The sequence below is a fragment of the Aquimarina sp. AD1 genome, from assembly GCF_003443695.1.
Lineage (GTDB): Bacteria > Bacteroidota > Bacteroidia > Flavobacteriales > Flavobacteriaceae > Aquimarina > Aquimarina latercula.
On the sequence record NZ_CP031966.1, the window covers coordinates 114,779 to 133,061 of the forward strand.

Sequence of the window (18,283 nt, forward strand, 5' to 3'; positions counted from 1 at the left end):
AAAAGTTAATGATTATATATTAATTTATAATCTCCTTGTTTATTTATTAATTGCTTACTCAAAGAATTAGAATCTATATTAAAAAAAGATAAATATGATTCGATAAAATCATTAAAAACACCTTCCTGATTTTTATCCCTACTAACAATTTTTAAACGCTTTTTTTTACTCCAGATTAATTCAATTGTTCGGTAACGATTTTTTAAAGAAGTGTTATCATTTTTGCGAATAATGGTTTGAGTTATTTTTTTACTATCTAATTCTAGTATTGTTTTATGACCTCTCTTAATAAGAATTTTATCTCCTACTAAGGCATACGTTTTCAAATAAAAGAAATGAAATAGAAGTTTAAAAAATACCCAAGTAAACGGAGTGATTATAATAGTATAAATTATAAGTGTAGGAAATAGTGATACCTTTCCTAAACTAGTAAAAAGTAGCTCAGTTATAATAAACCAAGGTAATCCAATTATTAGAAAACTTCCCGTAAGGAAAACCAAAACGGCTTGGTAATATTTTCGAAAAATGAAAGCTTTGAATTCGAACTCTTTTTTTTGCATGTGTGTTATTTTTTTATCCAAAATATTATAACTCCTGAGAATCGTTTAGTACGTATTTTTTGATGATTTTGTTTTTCTTTTTTTCTTTAATAGTTTGATAACCGGAATTTTGTAAATAATATTCTAAATGCTTTTTGAAAGCTAAAAACTCTTGGTAATATATGTTCTTGTTTTTATGAAAATTCTTCTTCAAAGTTTTTAAAAATAATGAACGGCTAGTTTTTTGTTTAAACTTTATATAGAAAACACCATCTGTTTCTGTTTTAGTATACTCAACAATACTAATATATTCTAAATCCTTTAGAGGAGTATCAATGAATATATTTTGCGAATTCGTTTTTATAAATATTCTTTGTTGATTTAAATCTATAATAAGTTTTTTAAAGAAAATTGTTGAGAGAATTGCCATCATTATGGATAGATAGAACATTGCAAAACCATATTTGTATACTCTCTTCATTAATCCAGAAAGTGTTTCATACCATTCGTTTAATTCAAATATATGCATTAATAAGAATGGTAGTATTATACCGGATACCAAAACGAAACATGCAATAAAAAGAGCAAGTGCTTCAGAACGATACATTACTGTTTTAAAAATAAATTTTTCTTTATAGATTCTATATGATGTGTATGTCTCGATACCTTAATCAAGTTTTCTTAGATTATACTTACAAGTACTCTGGATATTATGTTCTACATCTTCTATGATTGTTAATTCAGCATCATTAATAATTCTGGTATTTTTATCAACAGTATAACGTGTTCTAAATGTAAGTTTATATTCTGTAAAACTATATTTAATTAAAGGTTTGTGTAATATATTATATTGTTCCTCTATCTTTTTTAATAAGGTATCATCTAATATGCTATCTGCTACCTTTCTTAAGGTAATAGATTTTTCATTTTCTTCTATCACATCGTACCTAATTTCCATTGGTATCTGAACTTTTGGAAATAACTGAGAGGTATATATATATTCTTCTGAAGGGATGTTACTTAGATCAACAGCTTTAATATGCTTGTCAAATAAAACTAAATACAATAAATCTCTTTGGTAATCCAGTTCTAGTTTATTATTAGTAGTGGCGAATTGTAGATCACCCTCGCTAAGAATATTTTTATATTGAGCTGGATTATCTTTTTTTAGATTTTTAATGAAATCAATATCTTTAAGACCATTCTCTTTTAGATCAGTCCAATTCTGAAATACTTTTTCTCGATTAAGTATTTTATTCAATCTACCGTTGGTATCTAAACTAAACTGTATATTGTTTCTGATATGTTCGGTTTTAGAAACAAATTCATATACCTTATCCATTACCGGTGGCATAAACTCATAGTGTAGATCATTAAGAAGTACTGCTACTCGATTATCAGGAAGGTTTAGGTCTATATTATACTGCTTTTTTAATTCTGAGTGACTCCTAATTTCATCTTCTATCTTGGTTGAGTTTGACTGAACAGTTCTGTATTTAAGTCGTTCTCCAGATACTTCAATTTTGTGATTTGTAATAACAGATGAATTAGTCTCTTCATCATCTAACAAAAAACTTTTTCTTTTTCTTTTTTCAGACATATTTAGTGGTAAAACTCAGATTAGTTAATATCTACTTTACTTCCTGTTACTTTTGCATTTTTATTTAGTAAGACTTGACTACCACTAGATCTATTATCAACACTTTCTTTACCATTAATAATAATATTTTTACCATTAATGGCAATGTTTCCTTCTTTATCCATAATCAAAGAACTTTCTCCTATTATTATTTGGAATTGTTTTTTACCTTCAAAAACAATGTTTCCATCTTTATCCATTATAAAAAGAGAAGATTTATCCGCTATATTGACTTCATTTCTTTCTTGAGCATTTGTTACTGCTACTCCGTTCCCATCTAGTTTTATACCAGCAGTTCCTTGATCCGTTATGGTTGTAGAACCTTCTTTGTCATCTAATACTAATTTCGTACCGCTTCTGGATTGAATTGCTTTGATATCATTTGCATCACTCTGAAAAGCTCCCGGTTGTGCGGTACCAGTATACATACTACCCATTACATATGGTCGTTCTGCATTTCCTCCTTCGAAACCAATAAGAACTTCTTCTCCTTTTTCAGGAATAAAATGAAATCCTTTTTCGCCACCTGCATGTGGGGAAACGACTCGTAGCCAAGGTGTTATTTCTCCATACGGTTTTTGCCAAGGGAACTGAACACGAATTCTACTCAATCCATCTGGATCAACATTTTCCATTACAGTAGCTACCTGAGTTTCACTTTTAGGAAATGCCATCATATCTGTATTGGGATATACATCTAACTCTGCTGTAATTCCTTCAAATTCATTATAGTATTTACCATTTTCTGAGGCAGTATGAGTAACTTTGATGATTCTAAATGAACCATATCCTGTCATATCATCTTGTATTGTAACTACATCTCCTAAGTTAACACCAGGATTATCACTTTTTCCCTTTACGATTACTTGATTTACTATGGTAGCTTTTTTCTGTTGTATTACATGTGTATCGAGACGTTGCTTTAATTTGGCATCATCGTAGGAGTTAATATAAACAGCAGTTTCTTTAGAAAATATACTTTCACTTTTATCATTAGTGAACTGATTATATCCATTAACACCGGTATTCACTTCTGCTGTTGATTTCTCGTGTTGTTCATCAGTTAAGTAATCATTAGTGAAGTATTTATACTTATTAGGTTTTGGAGCCAATTCAAGAGAAAACTCTTGTAAATCAATTCCGTAAGATAAAGGAACGGTATCATACTTTGCATTTCCAAAAACTAATGTATTCCCGTTATAATAGAACCATTCGCTATATTGGGCAGCAAGACGAGTTGCATATTCATAAGAGCTTTCATTTTGCTGTACGCTATAATGCAAAGCATCTGTTTTAGTAGGATCAAAAGAAAGGGCTAGCATAGAAATGTCATATCCCTGAAATGTTTTTTGTAAAATATCAGATAGAGGAACATCGTTATGCGATGCATAATGTGGGCCATCATCTGCTATAATAGAACTACTTTTACCAGAAATTACAACGCTGTCACCTGTACTGTTTTGAAATCCCTTGGTACTATTTACAGAAGTTACAATACCTTTAAATGCTAATTCTTTATAACCACCTATAAACCCTAATGGTTTTATTTGTACCACAAAGGATTCCCCTAAAAAGTTCTTAGTTTGAGATACCATCTCACCTGATAGTTGTTCTAAAACATCTGTCCTACATATCAATTCAAAATCGTGGTGTTCTGTAATTTTTTGTCGAAGAGAAAATTTCTTAAATGAAGTAATAGGCGTATCTCCGATGTAGATATCTAATTTTGATTGAAGTGCCATAAACAATTATTCTTTTTAGGTTCTATAGATTAGTGCTTTTGCGAGTATTGTTGTTACCTAATTAACTCTATTTTTTCCATATTATTCCTTGTTTTCGATAAGTTGCGCTATTTTTCGTTTAATAACAGATAGTCTTACATTTCACTTACAATTTATGACTACGGTTTTTAATTGATTTACAATGTCTCTTATAATATGGTAATCATGATTGTTTAGTTTAACAAACTATACATCAAATAAAAAGCATACTGATCATTTAGCTTAATTTCTAGAGTATTATCTTCGGGAGTTTAGGGTTAACTTGTTTTTATTGGTATTTATTCAAAAGCCCAAAATCAAATGGCGTCCAAAGACAAGATTTCAACCCACTTTCTTTAAATCCAGTATTTACCCAGCTATTACAAGTCTTAAAACAAGAGTAACTTCCTTTAGATTTATAAAAGTCATCCTTAGAAGAATACCCTTTATTTTTTAATAAAATTTTCATTCCTTTTTCATTTCTCTCAAAGGTATTTAATAAATAAGTATTCAATTTTTGCAATTCAATCTCATTTATTTTTATTTCAACCCAATCTGAATGTTTTTGTTTATATCGAGTTACATGCATTAATGTCGTACTTTTCAAAAACATTGCTTTGAATGCATTGTTAAAAGTCAAATCTCCCCAAGTTGGTGTATTAATATAAAAGTTTTCATCTCCCCAACCGAATGATATGTATTTTTCTAGATTCTCATATTTGATGCCTGATAAGAGCATACTATCTATATCTTTTTCTGGTAATATAATATCTAAATGAACTCCGTTTGTACTTAAGTAAATAGATTTACTTAAATCGTTATTACTTGTTTTTGAGTTGATTGTTATAGCAGATAGAATCAATGATATTATTAAATAGGAAATTGGAATTAGTAAAATAAATAAAAGCCATTTAAATAATTTTTTTACAATCTTCATATATTATTAAATCAAGCTTTTATTTAAGAGTGAAACAAAACCATAATGATGTGTAAGTAATATTGTGAGATATTCTAGTTAGGGATCCTTATTATTTCAGAACTAACCCATTTTAATTTTCCATTATTTGAATAAAAAATAAATTTTCCGTCTTTAGAAAGTGATGGCGCAAAATCCTGATTTGTGATGTTAATTTGATCTCCCAAATTTTGAGGTTCTGTCCAATTATTTTTTTTATTTCTATAACTATAGTAAAGACTGCTATTACCATTTTCGTTGATTGAGAAAATTATAAAACTTTCATCTTTTGAAATATATGGGTCAAATTCATATTTTTCGGTACTTAATGGTTGACCTACATTCTTTGGTTCCGAAAACGTATTATTGCCTAATACTTTTACAGTGTAAATATCAAAAGAACCTTGACCACCAGCTCTGTTAGATGAGAAAAAAGCATTTCCTTTATCTGAAATCGAGAAGAAATATTCATCAAATTCTTTTGAATTTATAGGTTCAGGAAGTGGCTTGGGTTTTCCCCACATACCATTTTCATTATTAGCATACCAGATATTCCAATCCGTGTTTTCATCATTTTGGCTGGTTGGTCTTTCAGAAATAAAATATATTCTATCCCCTTTTTTAGTCAAAAAAGGATCAGCGTCACTATACTTTGGATCCGAAAAAGATGCAATTTTTGGTTCACTCCATTTTCCATTATTTTTTTTTGATATGTAGATGTTTTCTTTTGAATCAATAGTGGTGAAATAGATCTCATCACATTTTTTAATTTCAACGTTAAATTTAAAGCTCTCTTTTAAATTTAATATTTCAGGATTAAAATCTTGCGGAATTGTTTTGGGTTTGGGTAAACCAAAGTAACTGTAGTCATTATCTTGTGCAATTGATGCACTACATATTATAATACAGGAGAAAGTGAAAATTATTTTTTTCAAAATAGATGATTTCATAATATGCTTAAAGATTAATTGGAATTTATTTCTTTTCAAGGTTTTGCGTTACACAACGAATTGTATATAAAACTTGATGTACAATTTAAACTTTTTCTTGTTTGTCTACTAATTCTAATTGATTTCTATACTTTATGATTTGTACTTTGATATTACTTTTTATTATAACAATCATCTCTATTACATACTTTAAGTTGCATTAGCTGATTTAATTCATTCTATACTTTTTTCTGTATTCCGTAGGACTGACACCTTCTTTCTTTTTGAATAGTCGTGAAAAATAAGGTGGGTATTCGAACCCCAATTCATAGGCTACTTCTGAAATGGTTTTGCTAGGGTTCAGCAAAATATTTTTAGCTTCATTGATTAGGTATAAGTGTAAATGTTCGGTAGAAGTTTTTCCTGTTTCTTTTTTTAACGTATCACTTAGATATCTCTGCGAAACTGAGAGTTTATTGGCAATTTGTAAAATGCTAGGGATTCCATTTTTTTGCAATTGTTCTGAATCAAAATAGCTTTCCAGTTGTTTATTAAATTGTTCTAGGAGATGGTTAGAAAAATCTTTTCGATTGATAAATTGTCGCTCGTAAAAGCGATTGGTATATTTAAAAAGAGTACTTAGTTGGGAAATGATGATGTCTTTACTAAATCTATCTTGATTATTTTGGTATTCTATATCAATACTTTTTACAATGTCTTCGATCAACTTTTCCTCTTTGGGTGATAGGTGTAACGCTTCATTGACTGAGTATGAAAAGAATCCGTATTTTTTGATCTGATGTGCTAATTCAGTTCCTTTCAGAAAATCTTCATGAAAGTTGATGGAAAATCCTTTTTGTTCAAAAATCATGTTGTTATCCCATTGTAATACTTGTCTTGGTGAGATGAAAAATAGAGCACCATTGGTGAAATCATATTTGGTACGCCCATATGTTAAACTTCCTTTTACAATTTTTTTTAAACTAATAGAATAACAATCATTGGTAATTGGAGGAGAACTCTTTTTAGTGCACGGCAAAAAATTATTTCCAATAGAAGAAAAAACACTTAGCATAGGATGTTCTGGTCTAGGCAGTTCCAGATATTCTAGATAAGCTGATAATGTTTTAAAATGTTTCATTTTTTCAATTCTTTTTCTACTGCTAATAGTTGTTTCTGGTAAACATCAATTCTCGCATGGGCAGTGCCGTCAATCAATAAAATAACAACTAACATGGCAATGGTGGTAATCATACTAGCACGCCAAATGGGTGTATTAATAAATAAAATGAAGAGGGCACAAGCTGCTATAATTATGGGAACAGCAGTAAAAACAACGTTTTTATATTCGTTTAAAGTGCTTTGGGTACGTTGGAGTTCTGAAGTAACAAAAGTTGTAGTATCGCTATTGTAGGCTTTTTTAAATTCTGTAATTCTTGATTTATTAGTAAAAAATAACCCTAACCCAATAATTACCAATAACGAGCCGGCTACCAATGTTGGAATTATGTAAGCTCTTGCCATGTCGGTTTTTCCCAATTGCCAAAAACCTAAGCTTGCAGCTATAAATATTACTCCGAAAAGAATGAAAAATGGTGTCGAAAAAAGTTCAGCTTTTGCCCAGTCTGTTGATGCTTTTAGAATATCCATGTTTTATTTTTTTTTCAATTATATAGTTTATAAACTCCATTTTAACCCTATCGCTTTTTCAGACACTTCCCATAACTTTTTTGCTACAGTTTTATCTTTTGCGTGTGGTTCTAACGAACATTCGCCAACAGGACCTTTAAAATAACCTCTTCCTGTAGGTCCGTAAAATCCTTTTTGATCTAAATCATCTTCTGTGGCGCACATTAACTCGGGATACGAACCTTTTTCTGCAGATTGTACCATTGGAGTCAACTTCATTATTTGCCACACGAATCTAGTAACTAGACTACCACTAGTTTTGATTAATGATGTTCTGGAAGCTCCTGGATGACAAGCATACGCTTTAACATCGGTCTTGCCTGCTTTTTTCAATCGATCTTGTAATTCGTAGACGCACATAATTTGCGCCAATTTACTTTGGCTATATACTCCATTAGGACTGTAATTTTGATCCCAATTCATATCGTCGAATTGTATGGTTTTAATTCCTAAGTTATATCCCATACTACCTACAGTCACAATACGCCCTTTAGATTCTTCAATTCTTGGATAAAGTAACGCTTGTAGTAAAAAGTTACCATAGTGGTTTACACCTAACTGACTTTCAAAACCATCAACGGTTAAGGTTTGTTTTGGTACTTGAGCAATGGCCGCGTTGCACATTAACGCATCGATTCGCGGAACTGTCTTAAGAACTTCTTCTACTGCTTTTTTTACCGAAGCTTGTTCTGCCAAATCCATACGTATATTGGATACATCTATAGTATCACTAAGTTCTTGTTTTAATGTTGCGATAGTGTCCTCTGATTTTTTTGGATTACGATTAAGCATTACTACTTTTGCTCCTTTGGATAACAATATTTTTGCTGCTTCATATCCTGTACCACTTGTAGTACCCGTGATAACAAATGTTTTATCTTTAAGTGATGTGATTCTATCAGGGGTCCATCCCTTTTTTCCAAATTGGTTTTTGATACTCATGTTGATCTTTTTTTTATTTAAAATAATAGAGCAAAGATCAGTACAATGATGTGTTGGAATCTTATACGGAATTTCGAAATACGTATACTTTTTGGTTTTCTTTAATTATACAACGGATTAGCTTAAAAATAGTAGTAGATTTTAGTAATCGAACTATTCTGATTAAACATTGTTTTATACTTTATTGTGGTATGTTGTTTATAAGTTATTTCGAGACAGCTATAAACCGCTTTTTATATAGATTTAGATGCTTTTATTTTTTCTAATCCAATCCATTCGTGTTTAATATTCTTCATTAAAAGTGCATTGTCGAATTTTATAGAATCTTTTGGAAAAATAGTTTTATTCTCGAAAAAACTAGAGTGATTTTTTTTTACATTTAAGAGGGATACTTTCCAGTTATATGCTTTAAGCTCTAATCCGTCAAAGTCATTTTTGTCAGGAGAATAACCAATTGATCCATTTTCAAAAAAATCTGAGACGCAATTTAGATTATCAAATACACTTTCTTCGTTCCAATTGTCTGTTTCACTTGCTTCAATTGATAAAGAGGTATTGTCATCACTAATAAACGCTACATTATAATTTCCGTCATATTCATTAACCGTAAATTCAGCAAGATCATGAATACCGGGAAAAATAGTACCTCCGGCTAAAGAGTTTACTTTAGAAGACGTATCTCTTCTTGGAATGTAAACACCTTCTTTTATTTTTCCATTTTCATTCCATTCAACTGCAACTCTATGAGCTCCATTTTCAGAGGAAATTCCGATTTGTTTTGGTAATCCTTTCGGTCTGATTTCTTTTAGTCTAATTAAACATATTCCAGCAATACCTTTTCCATTAATAAGTTTGGGTCTAAAAGGTTTCGGTAAATAATTTTCCAAGATCTCCTCGTCAACTTGATAATTGATAAGAATGCGCCTGTCGATTATTCCTTTTATTTTCGGGATTTTCATTTTCTATGGTTATAGCTAATATCAGTTTTTATTTCTTTTCTTTTCGCAAAATCTTCTCCATTTTGCGACCTCTCGCTAATTCATCAATCAGCTTTTCCATGCGCCTACATTGCTTATATAATTCAAACTCATCCTCTATTTCTTCAATTCGATAACCACAAACGACTCCTTTAATCAAGTGTGCGTTTGAATTTATTTTAGCTTTTTGAAAAAATGTTCTAAAGGTTACTTTTTCATTAATAAGCATTTGTAAAGAATCATCATCAAAACCAGTAAACCATTTAATTACTTGGTTGAGTTCTTCTTTTGTTCTACCATTTTTTTCCAACCTATTAAGGTAAAGTGGGTAAATGGAAGCAAATATCATATTGGCAACTTTTTCATTTTTTTCGACAGTAACTTTCATTTTTATTTGATTTTAAATTAATTGGTGCTAACGGTTAATATAAAATTCGTTTAATAGATTCCTGAATAGTGTTGGCTTACAATTGTTATTAATTTCTACAAGCACATTCATGATGTTCATTTAAATATGCGATTGTTTCCATACTCAGTTTTTCAACAATTGAAATATTTAAATCAGCTAGTTTCTTAAAATAAATACAAGCTTTCCCCATTTTAAATTTTCCTAAATCCGTCAGGAGAATATCACTTTTTTCTGTTTTTGAATAAATATAGAGTGAAAATTGTGTTTTACGTGGTGAGAATCCTAGCAAAGGAGCATCACCTTCATGACCACTTGCATATTTATAGTGATAGCTTCCAAAACCTATTATAGTTGGTCCCCACATCTTAGGTTCAAAACCAGACCATTCACTCATTAATTCTATTAATCTATGACTATCAGCTTTCTTTTGATCGTTGTCTACATATGATTCGATAAAATCAAATACGTTTACTTCTGTTTCTGTGGTTTTATTTTTAGCCATTTTCTTAATTATTTTAAGTTGCTTCGAAATGTCTACCCAAAATGATCGTATAGTTACTATTTCGCTACTTATAATTAATTATAAATACTTACAACCCTTTGTTTATCAGTGTTAGTTTTATTCTTTAGGTTTTTATATTTCTAATTTAATAATTAATTCTGTAGTATCAAGTAACAGTTTTTCTTTGGGTAATCCAGTTTGTTACAATGGGCCATATTTCTTTTTTTGAGTTTTGAGATTTTAAAATACGACTATGATTATAGTTTTCTAAATTTCCATTTTCTTTTGAGAAGAAAAGAAGTTTGTTCTGTTTGTTATCAAATGCATTGAGAAACTTTTCACAACCTTTCCTTGGTGCTATAAAGTCATCACCTTGTGCACAAATTGATAAAATTGGCACATTGATACTATTCATCCTTTTTAAGTAATCAAAGCCGTTTGCTCCAATAAAGTTCTTTTTTAAATTCCAATCAAACCATTGTTTCATGGTATAATAACTTTCGCTTTGTTCTGTAGAACCTGCAGCTTTCGAAGGAACTTTTCCCAATAAAGCGGTTATATATTTGCTTAATACTATTTTTATTTTACTATTCAATGTCTCTCCAGCTCCGAATGCTTGTACTCCGAATAAAGTAATACTACTAATCATGGAATTATAACTTGGGTTGTTAATCAAAAACATTGTTAAGATAATACCACCACCGCTATGAGTTAAACAATCTATTTTTTTTATATTTTGAACATTTAGAAGAAAATTGAATGTTGATTTAATGTCAAATTTTGCAATGGTTTCAAAATTAAATTCTTTTTTGGTTTTTGAACTTTTTCCATGATTTCTCCACTCCATTATCCAACAGGTAAATCCTTTTTCAATTAAATATGATGTTATACCGTCACATATTTTTCTATTAGAAAATGTCCCGTGAGTTAAAAATATATGTTTACCAGATATATTATTAGAACTCAATTTCCAAAGAGCTATGAGTTCATTGTCATCAGTTTTGATATGATAAAGATGTTCTTTCAGCACTGGTTTATTAAATGTTCTTTAGATATATAGTTTATAAGAGGGGGTATTATTTTAATCATATAAATTTAAAAATATATGCTAATAATGCCATTAGCATCATGTAAGTAATATTACCTAATACATATGCTAAAAGTGATTTTAGATAATTTACGATCCGATTCTCTCCGTAAAACTGGCCAATTCCCCAAACGATGTAAACAAAATACATAATAATACCAATTACTCCTATAATTGGACTTTTTAAAATTGTCGTTAAAAGAATAAAAGTTCCTAAAATAATAAAGGATTCCCCTAAAATGAATGATAGAAGAACTAGTATTTCATAGAAATTGTAATTCGATTTTCGGTATAATAACTTTATCCATAATCCAATAAAAACACCCATTGCAAGTTGAGAATATCCAATGTTGTTTTGAGTCCAATCTCCAATTTCCTTGGACCGGATCTTTCCACTGAAACCTCGAACTTTATCAATGTTAAAAAGACTAAAATTTATATCTAATGAATTTATAATAAATGTAAAAATCACAGAAGTGAGAATTAAGAATAGCATCGGTTTTACATACTTTTCTCTATTTTCATGTATAAATTCTCGAACAGATTGCCCCGGTTTAATCAAGAGGTTTTTTACGGTTAATAAAAACCCTTTTTCTAAATTAAGTATACTTTGAATTTCGGCATACAAATAGTGTTTATCAATTCTTTTTAACTTGGAATTCGCTTTATCCTTTTGTTCTATGTTTTTATTAGATTTTTTAAACATTATATTCTTCGAATAATCAGAATCTTGTGTTTCATTAACAGTACGTATAACGACTACGATCTACTGATGGTGATTACGATTTATTACAAAATATAATGTTTATTTTTTTATCAATTTACGAGTAACTAATTTGTTTTTATTTAAACGTAAAAAATACACTCCATTTGATAAGTCAGAAATATTTAACTGAGAATCTTCAGATACAGATAATTCTTTGATTAATTGGCCGTTAATATCAAAAATTTCAAGTTCTGCACTATCATATTTTTTTAATTTTATTGTAATAATATCGGATGCCGGATTTGGATAGATTGAGAAATTGTCTGTAATCGAAAAATCATCAACATTAAGTGTGTTGTTTAAAGATATTGTCTGTAGTAGGTTATTGTAGCCTGTTTCAGATTGCCAAGTATTTGTGTTTGCAAGTTGAATACTATAATCAGAATTAGATGCTAATGATGCTTCAGTATCAGGCATCCAAAGATATAATTGAAATGTTCCGGTTAACCCTAAATCAAAATTTTGTGTTATTGAAACAGAAGATTCCCAAGTTCTAATATCTGTGTCGATCACTTCTGTAATGATTTCATCTGTAGTTGTATTTTTCAAAATTAGATATACAGTTCTTTTTTTAAAAGGTCTTGCGAAACCGACATTTGTGATATCTAAACTTAGGTCAAAATCACTATTGTTAGTCGTTATCGTTGATGAATTTAAAACAAATCTGTATCCGACGTTTTTTACAATATCATCATAATGACCGGAGTTGATTGCCTGAGTCCAAAAGGGTGTATAGTAATCTCTGTTTATGGTTGTCCAATTGGTTAAGTTTAATTCATTTAACGCATTAGCGCCGCTCGTTCTAAAACCATTATCGCAAGTATTTATACCATTAGTCTCTCCCGTCATTGGTAAATACTTGGTTTCGTTAGAAATATAAGAGTAATCAATTGCCCCAACAGGGTTTTCGCATTGCGATGACACTCCGTAAGTTCCTTGATCACCAAAATCATTTAAGAACGCATCATTATAGAATCCAATTCTAGCATTTTCGTTATTTTGATAGGCAGTTTGTTCATTTAGTTGCGTATCACCATACATCGTAGTTTTAATAGCGGCATATCTAACTTGGATGGGAACTTCTATTGGTGTAGCTGCTAACATTGCATCTACTATTTCTTTGCGATTAGCCCATTGAGTTTCTGAGATACTACCATCGGTACCAAATTCTGTAGAGTTTGTATAATACCATTCTCCCCAAGTACCAATAAAACCCGCTTGAACAGAAAAAATAACATCTTTATTGGTGTTTAATACTGTAGAAAGTTGAGAAATATGCGTTAATATTTGTGATTTGGTTGGTTGCTGTGCCGAAGTTCCTTGTGAATTAGAATAAGAAAATCTCACAATTATTTTAAGACCAGCAGTTCTTACATTATCAAAATCCCCCTGTATATTATCTAAAAAAGTAGTGTTAATATCTGAATTTAAGAATGCATCTAAAAGAAAATAACGGTATACAACAGTTACTTTGTCCGTACTTGTTTTCCAATTATTTAAAGTGCTAACAGATAAGTTGCTAAAATCTACAGTCGTTGCGTACTCACTAGATGTAATAGAATATTTTTGTAATCCCCTTTCTGGGTTTGCTATAATGTCTGTAGATGCTGTATAATTAATAGATTGTCCTAATACTAATGTACAATTAAATAAGAGTAGCACGAATGCAATTATATTTTTTAAGAGACTAGTCATATTGTAGGTTTTCATAATGGTTAAATTTATTTTTTTAAATAATCAAAATAAATTCTAACATCTTGGTTGGGTTAGAATGGGAATTAAAACTAATGAACTTCCGATTAAGTTTATATTTTGTTTCTATTTAAAAAACGTACACTTAGCTAGTACAGTATACGTTTTTAAAAAAAAATCATTATTATTTTTTAGGAAATAGAACCTTTTAGAACAATTATTATCAAAAGTGATTAGTTTTATCTATTGGGCTTACGGGAAGTTACTTGTTGATTGAATCTAGTTTGATCATTTGATTTACGCCCATATATAAAACAATTAACGCAATAATACTGATTATTAAGTTCCCTGTTTTGGTAATTTGAAAAGGATTAAATGTAACGAGTAGTATGCTAACAAGCACCCAGATATAATCTTGTGTTATAATCCAAATGATTGCTGATTTTCGTTGCTTCTTGATTTCGAACCAGATGGTCAAAGCAAAGTAAATCAATACGATTCCCACTATCCAAAAAACGGTAGTGTTACTGGTACCGAATAGTTTTGCAATTTGTTGATTTAATATAATCAAAATAATGCCTGATGTACTCGAGAAAAAGGCATTGATTCTTAAGGCATTTTGTAGCTTGTTCATTTGAATGAGATTTTGTTTTAGCAAATTTCTATAAACAAAGTTTAATCTCTCTTGACAAATGATAGTTAATTCATTCTTCTTAACCTACTTAATGATTCTGGAGTAATTCCTAACATAGATGCTATATATTGTAATGGAATATTTTTAAAAAGGTCTGGTTCTTCACTTAGTAAACTTCTAAATCGTTGTTTTGCGGTAGTATGTAATTGAGCAAACATGTTTTTTTCTAATAATGCAAAAGAATGTGCCAAGAGCATATTATCAAACTCTAACCATTTAGGCACGGTTTTATTCAGTTTAAAATGATTTTCTCGGTTAATTACATACAGTTTGCAGTCCGTAATTGCTTGTATGTTCCAGTTATTCGTTGTTTGGAAAATAAAGCTTGAAAGCGAAGTGATAAATTTATCACTACTACCAATCCATAGTGTTATTTCTTTTCCATCTGCGATGTCATACATTCTTAGATAACCAGATTCGATGAAAGCCATATGTCGACAAACCCTTCCCGATTTTAGAAAAAATTCTCCTTTTGTAATTTCTAATGGTTCAAAAACTGAAAGAATAGTATCCATTGAGTTTTTCTCAATAGTTATTTGACTTAGAATGCAGTTTTTTAATTTTTCCATTTTGTTTAATGACTAGTAATATCAAATATATACATTAGTGTAAGATAAATGTTGTTAAACTTCTAATGTGTGATAGCTTTTTCTTAATACATGGCCAGATCATTATTTATGTAAATTGATGTTTCATTACAATCACATGTTGCATTAGCTTGTGTTTTGTTATCTAAAAACACATAAGACGGTTTTATTAATTAGTAAAACCTTAAAGAATATTTATAAACCGCCTTATGTTTCTATAGTATATCTGCTAACTTTATTAGTTATTAATGATTGCAGGTAATATGTATTCTTTCATTATTTTGTCTGCATTAGGATGTGCGTTAGGATTATTATATGCAGAAGAAGTTATAACTATTACATAAGGAATGTCTTTACATATAAAAATTTTGTTTCCGCCTCTACCACTACAAAAAGAAACCTCATAGTCTTTTCCATTAACATTATATGTTTTATTCCAGAAAAGGTATCCATAATACCCATCTTTTATACCTGCAGCTGCTTGTGACACTTGTTTTGATAAACTTTTCTCTACCCACTTTTTGGTTATAATTTGTTTACCATTCCATGTACCTTTGTTTTTGTATAATTGTCCATATTTTGCAAAGTCAATGGCTCGTAGTTGTATTCCTCCCGCGGTATTACCAACTTTTTGAGGAGTATATTGCCATTTATAATTAGTGATATTAAGTGGTTTAAAAAGTTTTTTATCCGCATAAGAAACTAATCCATCAGGAACAGATTTATGAATGATATCACCCAGAATAACTACTCCTGCGGTAAAGTAAGTGAAATCGGTTTCTATTTTTTTACTTTTTTCCATGGGTAAATCCAATGAGAATTTAACCCAGTTATCTGTTGGGTACATGTTTTCTTCATTTCCGGGACTACTATAATCGTTATCATCTCCAAGAAATCCTGAACTCATTGTTAGAAGAGATTTTAAGGTTACTGAATCTTTCTTTTTACTATAATTTTTAAAGGATTTTAAATTGTAAAAATCTTTTAGAAAAACCTTCTCATTGTTTATGAAATCATCTTGTATAGCAATTCCTAACATTGTAGAAGCAAATGATTTTCCTACAGATCTAGAATCGTGTAGACTATTTCTATGTTCGCCATTAAAATATTCTTCTATTAGAAGTTTATTTTCTTTTATAACTATGATTCCATTAATGTTTTCGAATCTGTTTTCAGCAATTTTTCTATTTAACGCTTCTATTTTGCGATTATCGAAACTATCTTTCGATATTTCCCAACCACTATTTGATTGGATTTTTTGAACAGGTATTAGGTTTTCATCTACTTGGATTTTAGCTACTTTAATGGAGATAGTCCCTTTAGCTAAAACAGCACCTACTTTTACTGTTTCCTGTTTTAAATAAGGTCTTACCTCGATTGTTAAGGAATGATTGCCTTCTGTCAATATATCTTGTCCACCACTTAATTTCATGAACCTTAACCACGTGAACCAACCCCAAAAATCAATCTGTTTAGGATAGAGTAAGGGAACCATATATTTAAGTTTGGTTGTTTTAGCATCTATAGTTCCTGCACCTTTATTTAGATTTTCTACGTGAACTTTTTTACCATTGACTAAGAATGAAAATTGAAAATTCCCTTTGTTTAATAATTGATCTTGGGATAGGGTAGGAGCTAATAATTTAAGGCTCTCTATAAGCGGTTGTTCTAAAGTAAAATGAATGTTCAGAAAAGCATCCTTGTTTAATGTAAAACTTTTGATATAATTATCTGATGTAGGGGGGCTTTTTTTGAAGTCAACTTTAGAAAAATGTAGCTTTTCAGTTTCTCTTGTTTGAGAATTTTCTGGAGTTGAACTTTTGCTGGTATTACAAGCTATTAGTAAGCATGTAATTAGTACTAAATAATTTGATTTCATTTTTTATTTTATATTTGATTGATAATTGAATTATTCCACAAACATAGACTTATCAAGGTTTTTAAAAGCTCCAGATTATATAATGGCACTCATTTAAAGATGTTTTGAGTCATTTTTTATAGACTTTTTATAATGTAAAGGAGTTACTCCTTTAATATTTTTAAAGACTCGGTTAAAAGTTGTTTTCGAATTGAAACCACACTCAAATGACAGACCTAACAGCGTGAGATGATCATAATGACCACTATGCAATTTTTCTATGATAGTGTTTACGCGATATTCATTTATAAAATCAGAGAAATTTTTACCTAATCCATCATTAATAACTTTAGATAAAATATTAGGATGCATATCAAGGTTTTCTGCTAAGGATTTTAATGTCAATTCTGAGTTAAGGTAAAATCGATTGGTTGCCATTTGTTCTTTTAACCAAGATGCTTTTTTAGAGATTTCTTCTGATGGTTTCTCTTTTTCGAGATTATTTTCTCTGTTGGTTTCTAATAGAATTACTTCTGGTCTCAAAAAGGCTTCGGCACTAATCCAAATAGTAACAATTGACAGTAACACATAAATTGGATAATAATCCGCTAGTCCTAACTGGAAATTAAATAGAGCATAATCTATAATAGTATATGGTGTCCATAAGAACCAAAGTACGGCAAATATGATAATTAATCTATATAGCCATCGTAAACTGTATGCATCGTTATTACTATAATTTTTGTTTAACCATCTATGATAAGTTCTAATTTCTTTTAGTGCATATATACAGTAAGTAACAATAGATACAATAGCAAGAAACTGTACAATAGGCATTAATTGAAGATATGTAATCGTCTCAATACCAATGGTGTTATTTATTAGTGCATCACGACTAATTACAAAATGTATAATGAGTTCTATAACTAAAGGAAAAAAATGAAGGATATCTTTTTGAGAAAGACGATAATTAAAGTTGGTTATTTTTTTTACATATAGATATAATAATGGTCCTAGAGCTAGAGAGTACTGTAATGGTATTAAGTGAAAATTTGGGAGATAGTTGGTTACCTGAAAATCTAAACTTAATATCCAAATATTCCATAAAACAATGATAAACGTAAGTAACCCAAGTAATACATTGGCTTTTTTGTTTATCCGCTTAGTAAGAATTAATAGTAGTCCAAACGTAGTTCCTATAAATACAGATGCTATTATAAGAAGATTAAAAATATTTAAATTGAATTCACACATTAAT

General features: G+C 29.8%; 19 protein-coding genes. All 19 read right to left on the bottom strand.

The window, feature by feature from the left end:
- Nucleotides 1-5: 5 nt before the first annotated feature.
- Nucleotides 6-560, bottom strand: a complete 555-nt coding sequence (locus D1815_RS00550) for a hypothetical protein (RefSeq protein WP_118385513.1) — start codon at nucleotides 558-560, stop codon at nucleotides 6-8.
- A 25-nt stretch (nucleotides 561-585) separates the two neighbouring features.
- The gene (locus tag D1815_RS00555; RefSeq protein WP_118385514.1) at nucleotides 586-1,146 is read right to left on the bottom strand and encodes a hypothetical protein; all 561 of its coding nucleotides are present in this window, start codon (nucleotides 1,144-1,146) and stop codon (nucleotides 586-588) included.
- 60 nt (nucleotides 1,147-1,206) lie between these two features.
- A complete protein-coding gene (locus tag D1815_RS00560; protein ID WP_118385515.1) occupies nucleotides 1,207-2,139 on the bottom strand; it encodes a hypothetical protein in 933 nt (310 codons plus the stop codon).
- Between the two features lie 20 nt (nucleotides 2,140-2,159).
- The gene (locus D1815_RS00565) at nucleotides 2,160-3,920 is read right to left on the bottom strand and encodes a type VI secretion system Vgr family protein (protein WP_118385516.1); all 1,761 of its coding nucleotides are present in this window, start codon (nucleotides 3,918-3,920) and stop codon (nucleotides 2,160-2,162) included.
- Between the two features lie 307 nt (nucleotides 3,921-4,227).
- Complete coding sequence (locus tag D1815_RS00570) at nucleotides 4,228-4,875, bottom strand: DUF2459 domain-containing protein (protein ID WP_118385517.1); 648 nt, start codon at nucleotides 4,873-4,875, stop codon at nucleotides 4,228-4,230.
- 74 nt (nucleotides 4,876-4,949) lie between these two features.
- Nucleotides 4,950-5,828 carry a PD40 domain-containing protein gene (locus tag D1815_RS00575; RefSeq protein ID WP_158594452.1) on the bottom strand — a complete coding sequence of 293 codons (879 nt, stop codon included), beginning with the start codon at nucleotides 5,826-5,828 and terminating at the stop codon, nucleotides 4,950-4,952.
- A 223-nt stretch (nucleotides 5,829-6,051) separates the two neighbouring features.
- Nucleotides 6,052-6,963 (bottom strand): AraC family transcriptional regulator, encoded by a 912-nt coding sequence (locus D1815_RS00580; RefSeq protein WP_027392103.1) that lies wholly within the window; start codon nucleotides 6,961-6,963, stop codon nucleotides 6,052-6,054.
- The gene (locus tag D1815_RS00585; protein ID WP_118385519.1) at nucleotides 6,960-7,472 is read right to left on the bottom strand and encodes a hypothetical protein; all 513 of its coding nucleotides are present in this window, start codon (nucleotides 7,470-7,472) and stop codon (nucleotides 6,960-6,962) included. The genes D1815_RS00580 and D1815_RS00585 overlap by 4 nt, the downstream gene beginning before the upstream one ends.
- A 27-nt stretch (nucleotides 7,473-7,499) precedes the next feature.
- Nucleotides 7,500-8,453, bottom strand: a complete 954-nt coding sequence (locus D1815_RS00590) for an SDR family oxidoreductase (protein ID WP_118385520.1) — start codon at nucleotides 8,451-8,453, stop codon at nucleotides 7,500-7,502.
- A gap of 233 nt (nucleotides 8,454-8,686) precedes the next feature.
- Nucleotides 8,687-9,412: a DUF2071 domain-containing protein gene (locus D1815_RS00595; protein WP_118385521.1), complete on the bottom strand. Its 726-nt coding sequence runs from the start codon at nucleotides 9,410-9,412 to the stop codon at nucleotides 8,687-8,689.
- 28 nt (nucleotides 9,413-9,440) lie between these two features.
- Nucleotides 9,441-9,818 carry a DUF2200 domain-containing protein gene (locus D1815_RS00600; RefSeq protein ID WP_118385522.1) on the bottom strand — a complete coding sequence of 126 codons (378 nt, stop codon included), beginning with the start codon at nucleotides 9,816-9,818 and terminating at the stop codon, nucleotides 9,441-9,443.
- Between the two features lie 88 nt (nucleotides 9,819-9,906).
- Nucleotides 9,907-10,341: a DUF1801 domain-containing protein gene (locus tag D1815_RS00605; protein ID WP_118385523.1), complete on the bottom strand. Its 435-nt coding sequence runs from the start codon at nucleotides 10,339-10,341 to the stop codon at nucleotides 9,907-9,909.
- Between the two features lie 166 nt (nucleotides 10,342-10,507).
- Nucleotides 10,508-11,371, bottom strand: a complete 864-nt coding sequence (locus D1815_RS00610) for an alpha/beta fold hydrolase (protein WP_118385524.1) — start codon at nucleotides 11,369-11,371, stop codon at nucleotides 10,508-10,510.
- A 55-nt stretch (nucleotides 11,372-11,426) separates the two neighbouring features.
- Nucleotides 11,427-12,134 (bottom strand): DUF3667 domain-containing protein, encoded by a 708-nt coding sequence (locus D1815_RS00615; RefSeq protein WP_118385525.1) that lies wholly within the window; start codon nucleotides 12,132-12,134, stop codon nucleotides 11,427-11,429.
- 99 nt (nucleotides 12,135-12,233) lie between these two features.
- Complete coding sequence (locus D1815_RS00620) at nucleotides 12,234-13,904, bottom strand: DUF4832 domain-containing protein (RefSeq protein ID WP_118385526.1); 1,671 nt, start codon at nucleotides 13,902-13,904, stop codon at nucleotides 12,234-12,236.
- Nucleotides 13,905-14,148: 244 nt separating this feature from the next.
- On the bottom strand, nucleotides 14,149-14,520 hold the full coding sequence (locus D1815_RS00625) for a hypothetical protein (protein ID WP_118385527.1): 372 nt from the start codon (nucleotides 14,518-14,520) through the stop codon (nucleotides 14,149-14,151).
- A gap of 65 nt (nucleotides 14,521-14,585) precedes the next feature.
- Nucleotides 14,586-15,149, bottom strand: coding sequence for a Crp/Fnr family transcriptional regulator (locus D1815_RS00630; RefSeq protein WP_118385528.1), 564 nt, complete (start codon nucleotides 15,147-15,149; stop codon nucleotides 14,586-14,588).
- A 256-nt stretch (nucleotides 15,150-15,405) separates the two neighbouring features.
- Nucleotides 15,406-17,046, bottom strand: a complete 1,641-nt coding sequence (locus tag D1815_RS00635; RefSeq protein ID WP_035084565.1) for a serine hydrolase — start codon at nucleotides 17,044-17,046, stop codon at nucleotides 15,406-15,408.
- A gap of 93 nt (nucleotides 17,047-17,139) precedes the next feature.
- Nucleotides 17,140-18,279 (bottom strand): AraC family transcriptional regulator, encoded by a 1,140-nt coding sequence (locus tag D1815_RS00640; protein ID WP_118385529.1) that lies wholly within the window; start codon nucleotides 18,277-18,279, stop codon nucleotides 17,140-17,142.
- Nucleotides 18,280-18,283 lie beyond the last annotated feature (4 nt).

Bases quoted from the DNA above. Each gene is read 5' to 3' on its own strand.
- D1815_RS00625 (WP_118385527.1), bottom strand. From the start codon at position 14,520: ATGAACAAGCTACAAAATGCCTTAAGAATCAATGCCTTTTTCTCGAGT.
- D1815_RS00555 (WP_118385514.1), bottom strand. From the start codon at position 1,146: ATGTATCGTTCTGAAGCACTTGCTCTTTTTATTGCATGTTTCGTTTTG.
- D1815_RS00590 (WP_118385520.1), bottom strand. From the start codon at position 8,453: ATGAGTATCAAAAACCAATTTGGAAAAAAGGGATGGACCCCTGATAGA.
- D1815_RS00630 (WP_118385528.1), bottom strand. From the start codon at position 15,149: ATGGAAAAATTAAAAAACTGCATTCTAAGTCAAATAACTATTGAGAAA.
- D1815_RS00570 (WP_118385517.1), bottom strand. From the start codon at position 4,875: ATGAAGATTGTAAAAAAATTATTTAAATGGCTTTTATTTATTTTACTA.
- D1815_RS00595 (WP_118385521.1), bottom strand. From the start codon at position 9,412: ATGAAAATCCCGAAAATAAAAGGAATAATCGACAGGCGCATTCTTATC.
- D1815_RS00580 (WP_027392103.1), bottom strand. From the start codon at position 6,963: ATGAAACATTTTAAAACATTATCAGCTTATCTAGAATATCTGGAACTG.
- D1815_RS00585 (WP_118385519.1), bottom strand. From the start codon at position 7,472: ATGGATATTCTAAAAGCATCAACAGACTGGGCAAAAGCTGAACTTTTT.
- D1815_RS00565 (WP_118385516.1), bottom strand. From the start codon at position 3,920: ATGGCACTTCAATCAAAATTAGATATCTACATCGGAGATACGCCTATT.
- D1815_RS00560 (WP_118385515.1), bottom strand. From the start codon at position 2,139: ATGTCTGAAAAAAGAAAAAGAAAAAGTTTTTTGTTAGATGATGAAGAG.
- D1815_RS00620 (WP_118385526.1), bottom strand. From the start codon at position 13,904: ATGAAAACCTACAATATGACTAGTCTCTTAAAAAATATAATTGCATTC.
- D1815_RS00640 (WP_118385529.1), bottom strand. From the start codon at position 18,279: ATGTGTGAATTCAATTTAAATATTTTTAATCTTCTTATAATAGCATCT.
- D1815_RS00600 (WP_118385522.1), bottom strand. From the start codon at position 9,818: ATGAAAGTTACTGTCGAAAAAAATGAAAAAGTTGCCAATATGATATTT.
- D1815_RS00635 (WP_035084565.1), bottom strand. From the start codon at position 17,046: ATGAAATCAAATTATTTAGTACTAATTACATGCTTACTAATAGCTTGT.
- D1815_RS00615 (WP_118385525.1), bottom strand. From the start codon at position 12,134: ATGTTTAAAAAATCTAATAAAAACATAGAACAAAAGGATAAAGCGAAT.
- D1815_RS00605 (WP_118385523.1), bottom strand. From the start codon at position 10,341: ATGGCTAAAAATAAAACCACAGAAACAGAAGTAAACGTATTTGATTTT.
- D1815_RS00550 (WP_118385513.1), bottom strand. From the start codon at position 560: ATGCAAAAAAAAGAGTTCGAATTCAAAGCTTTCATTTTTCGAAAATAT.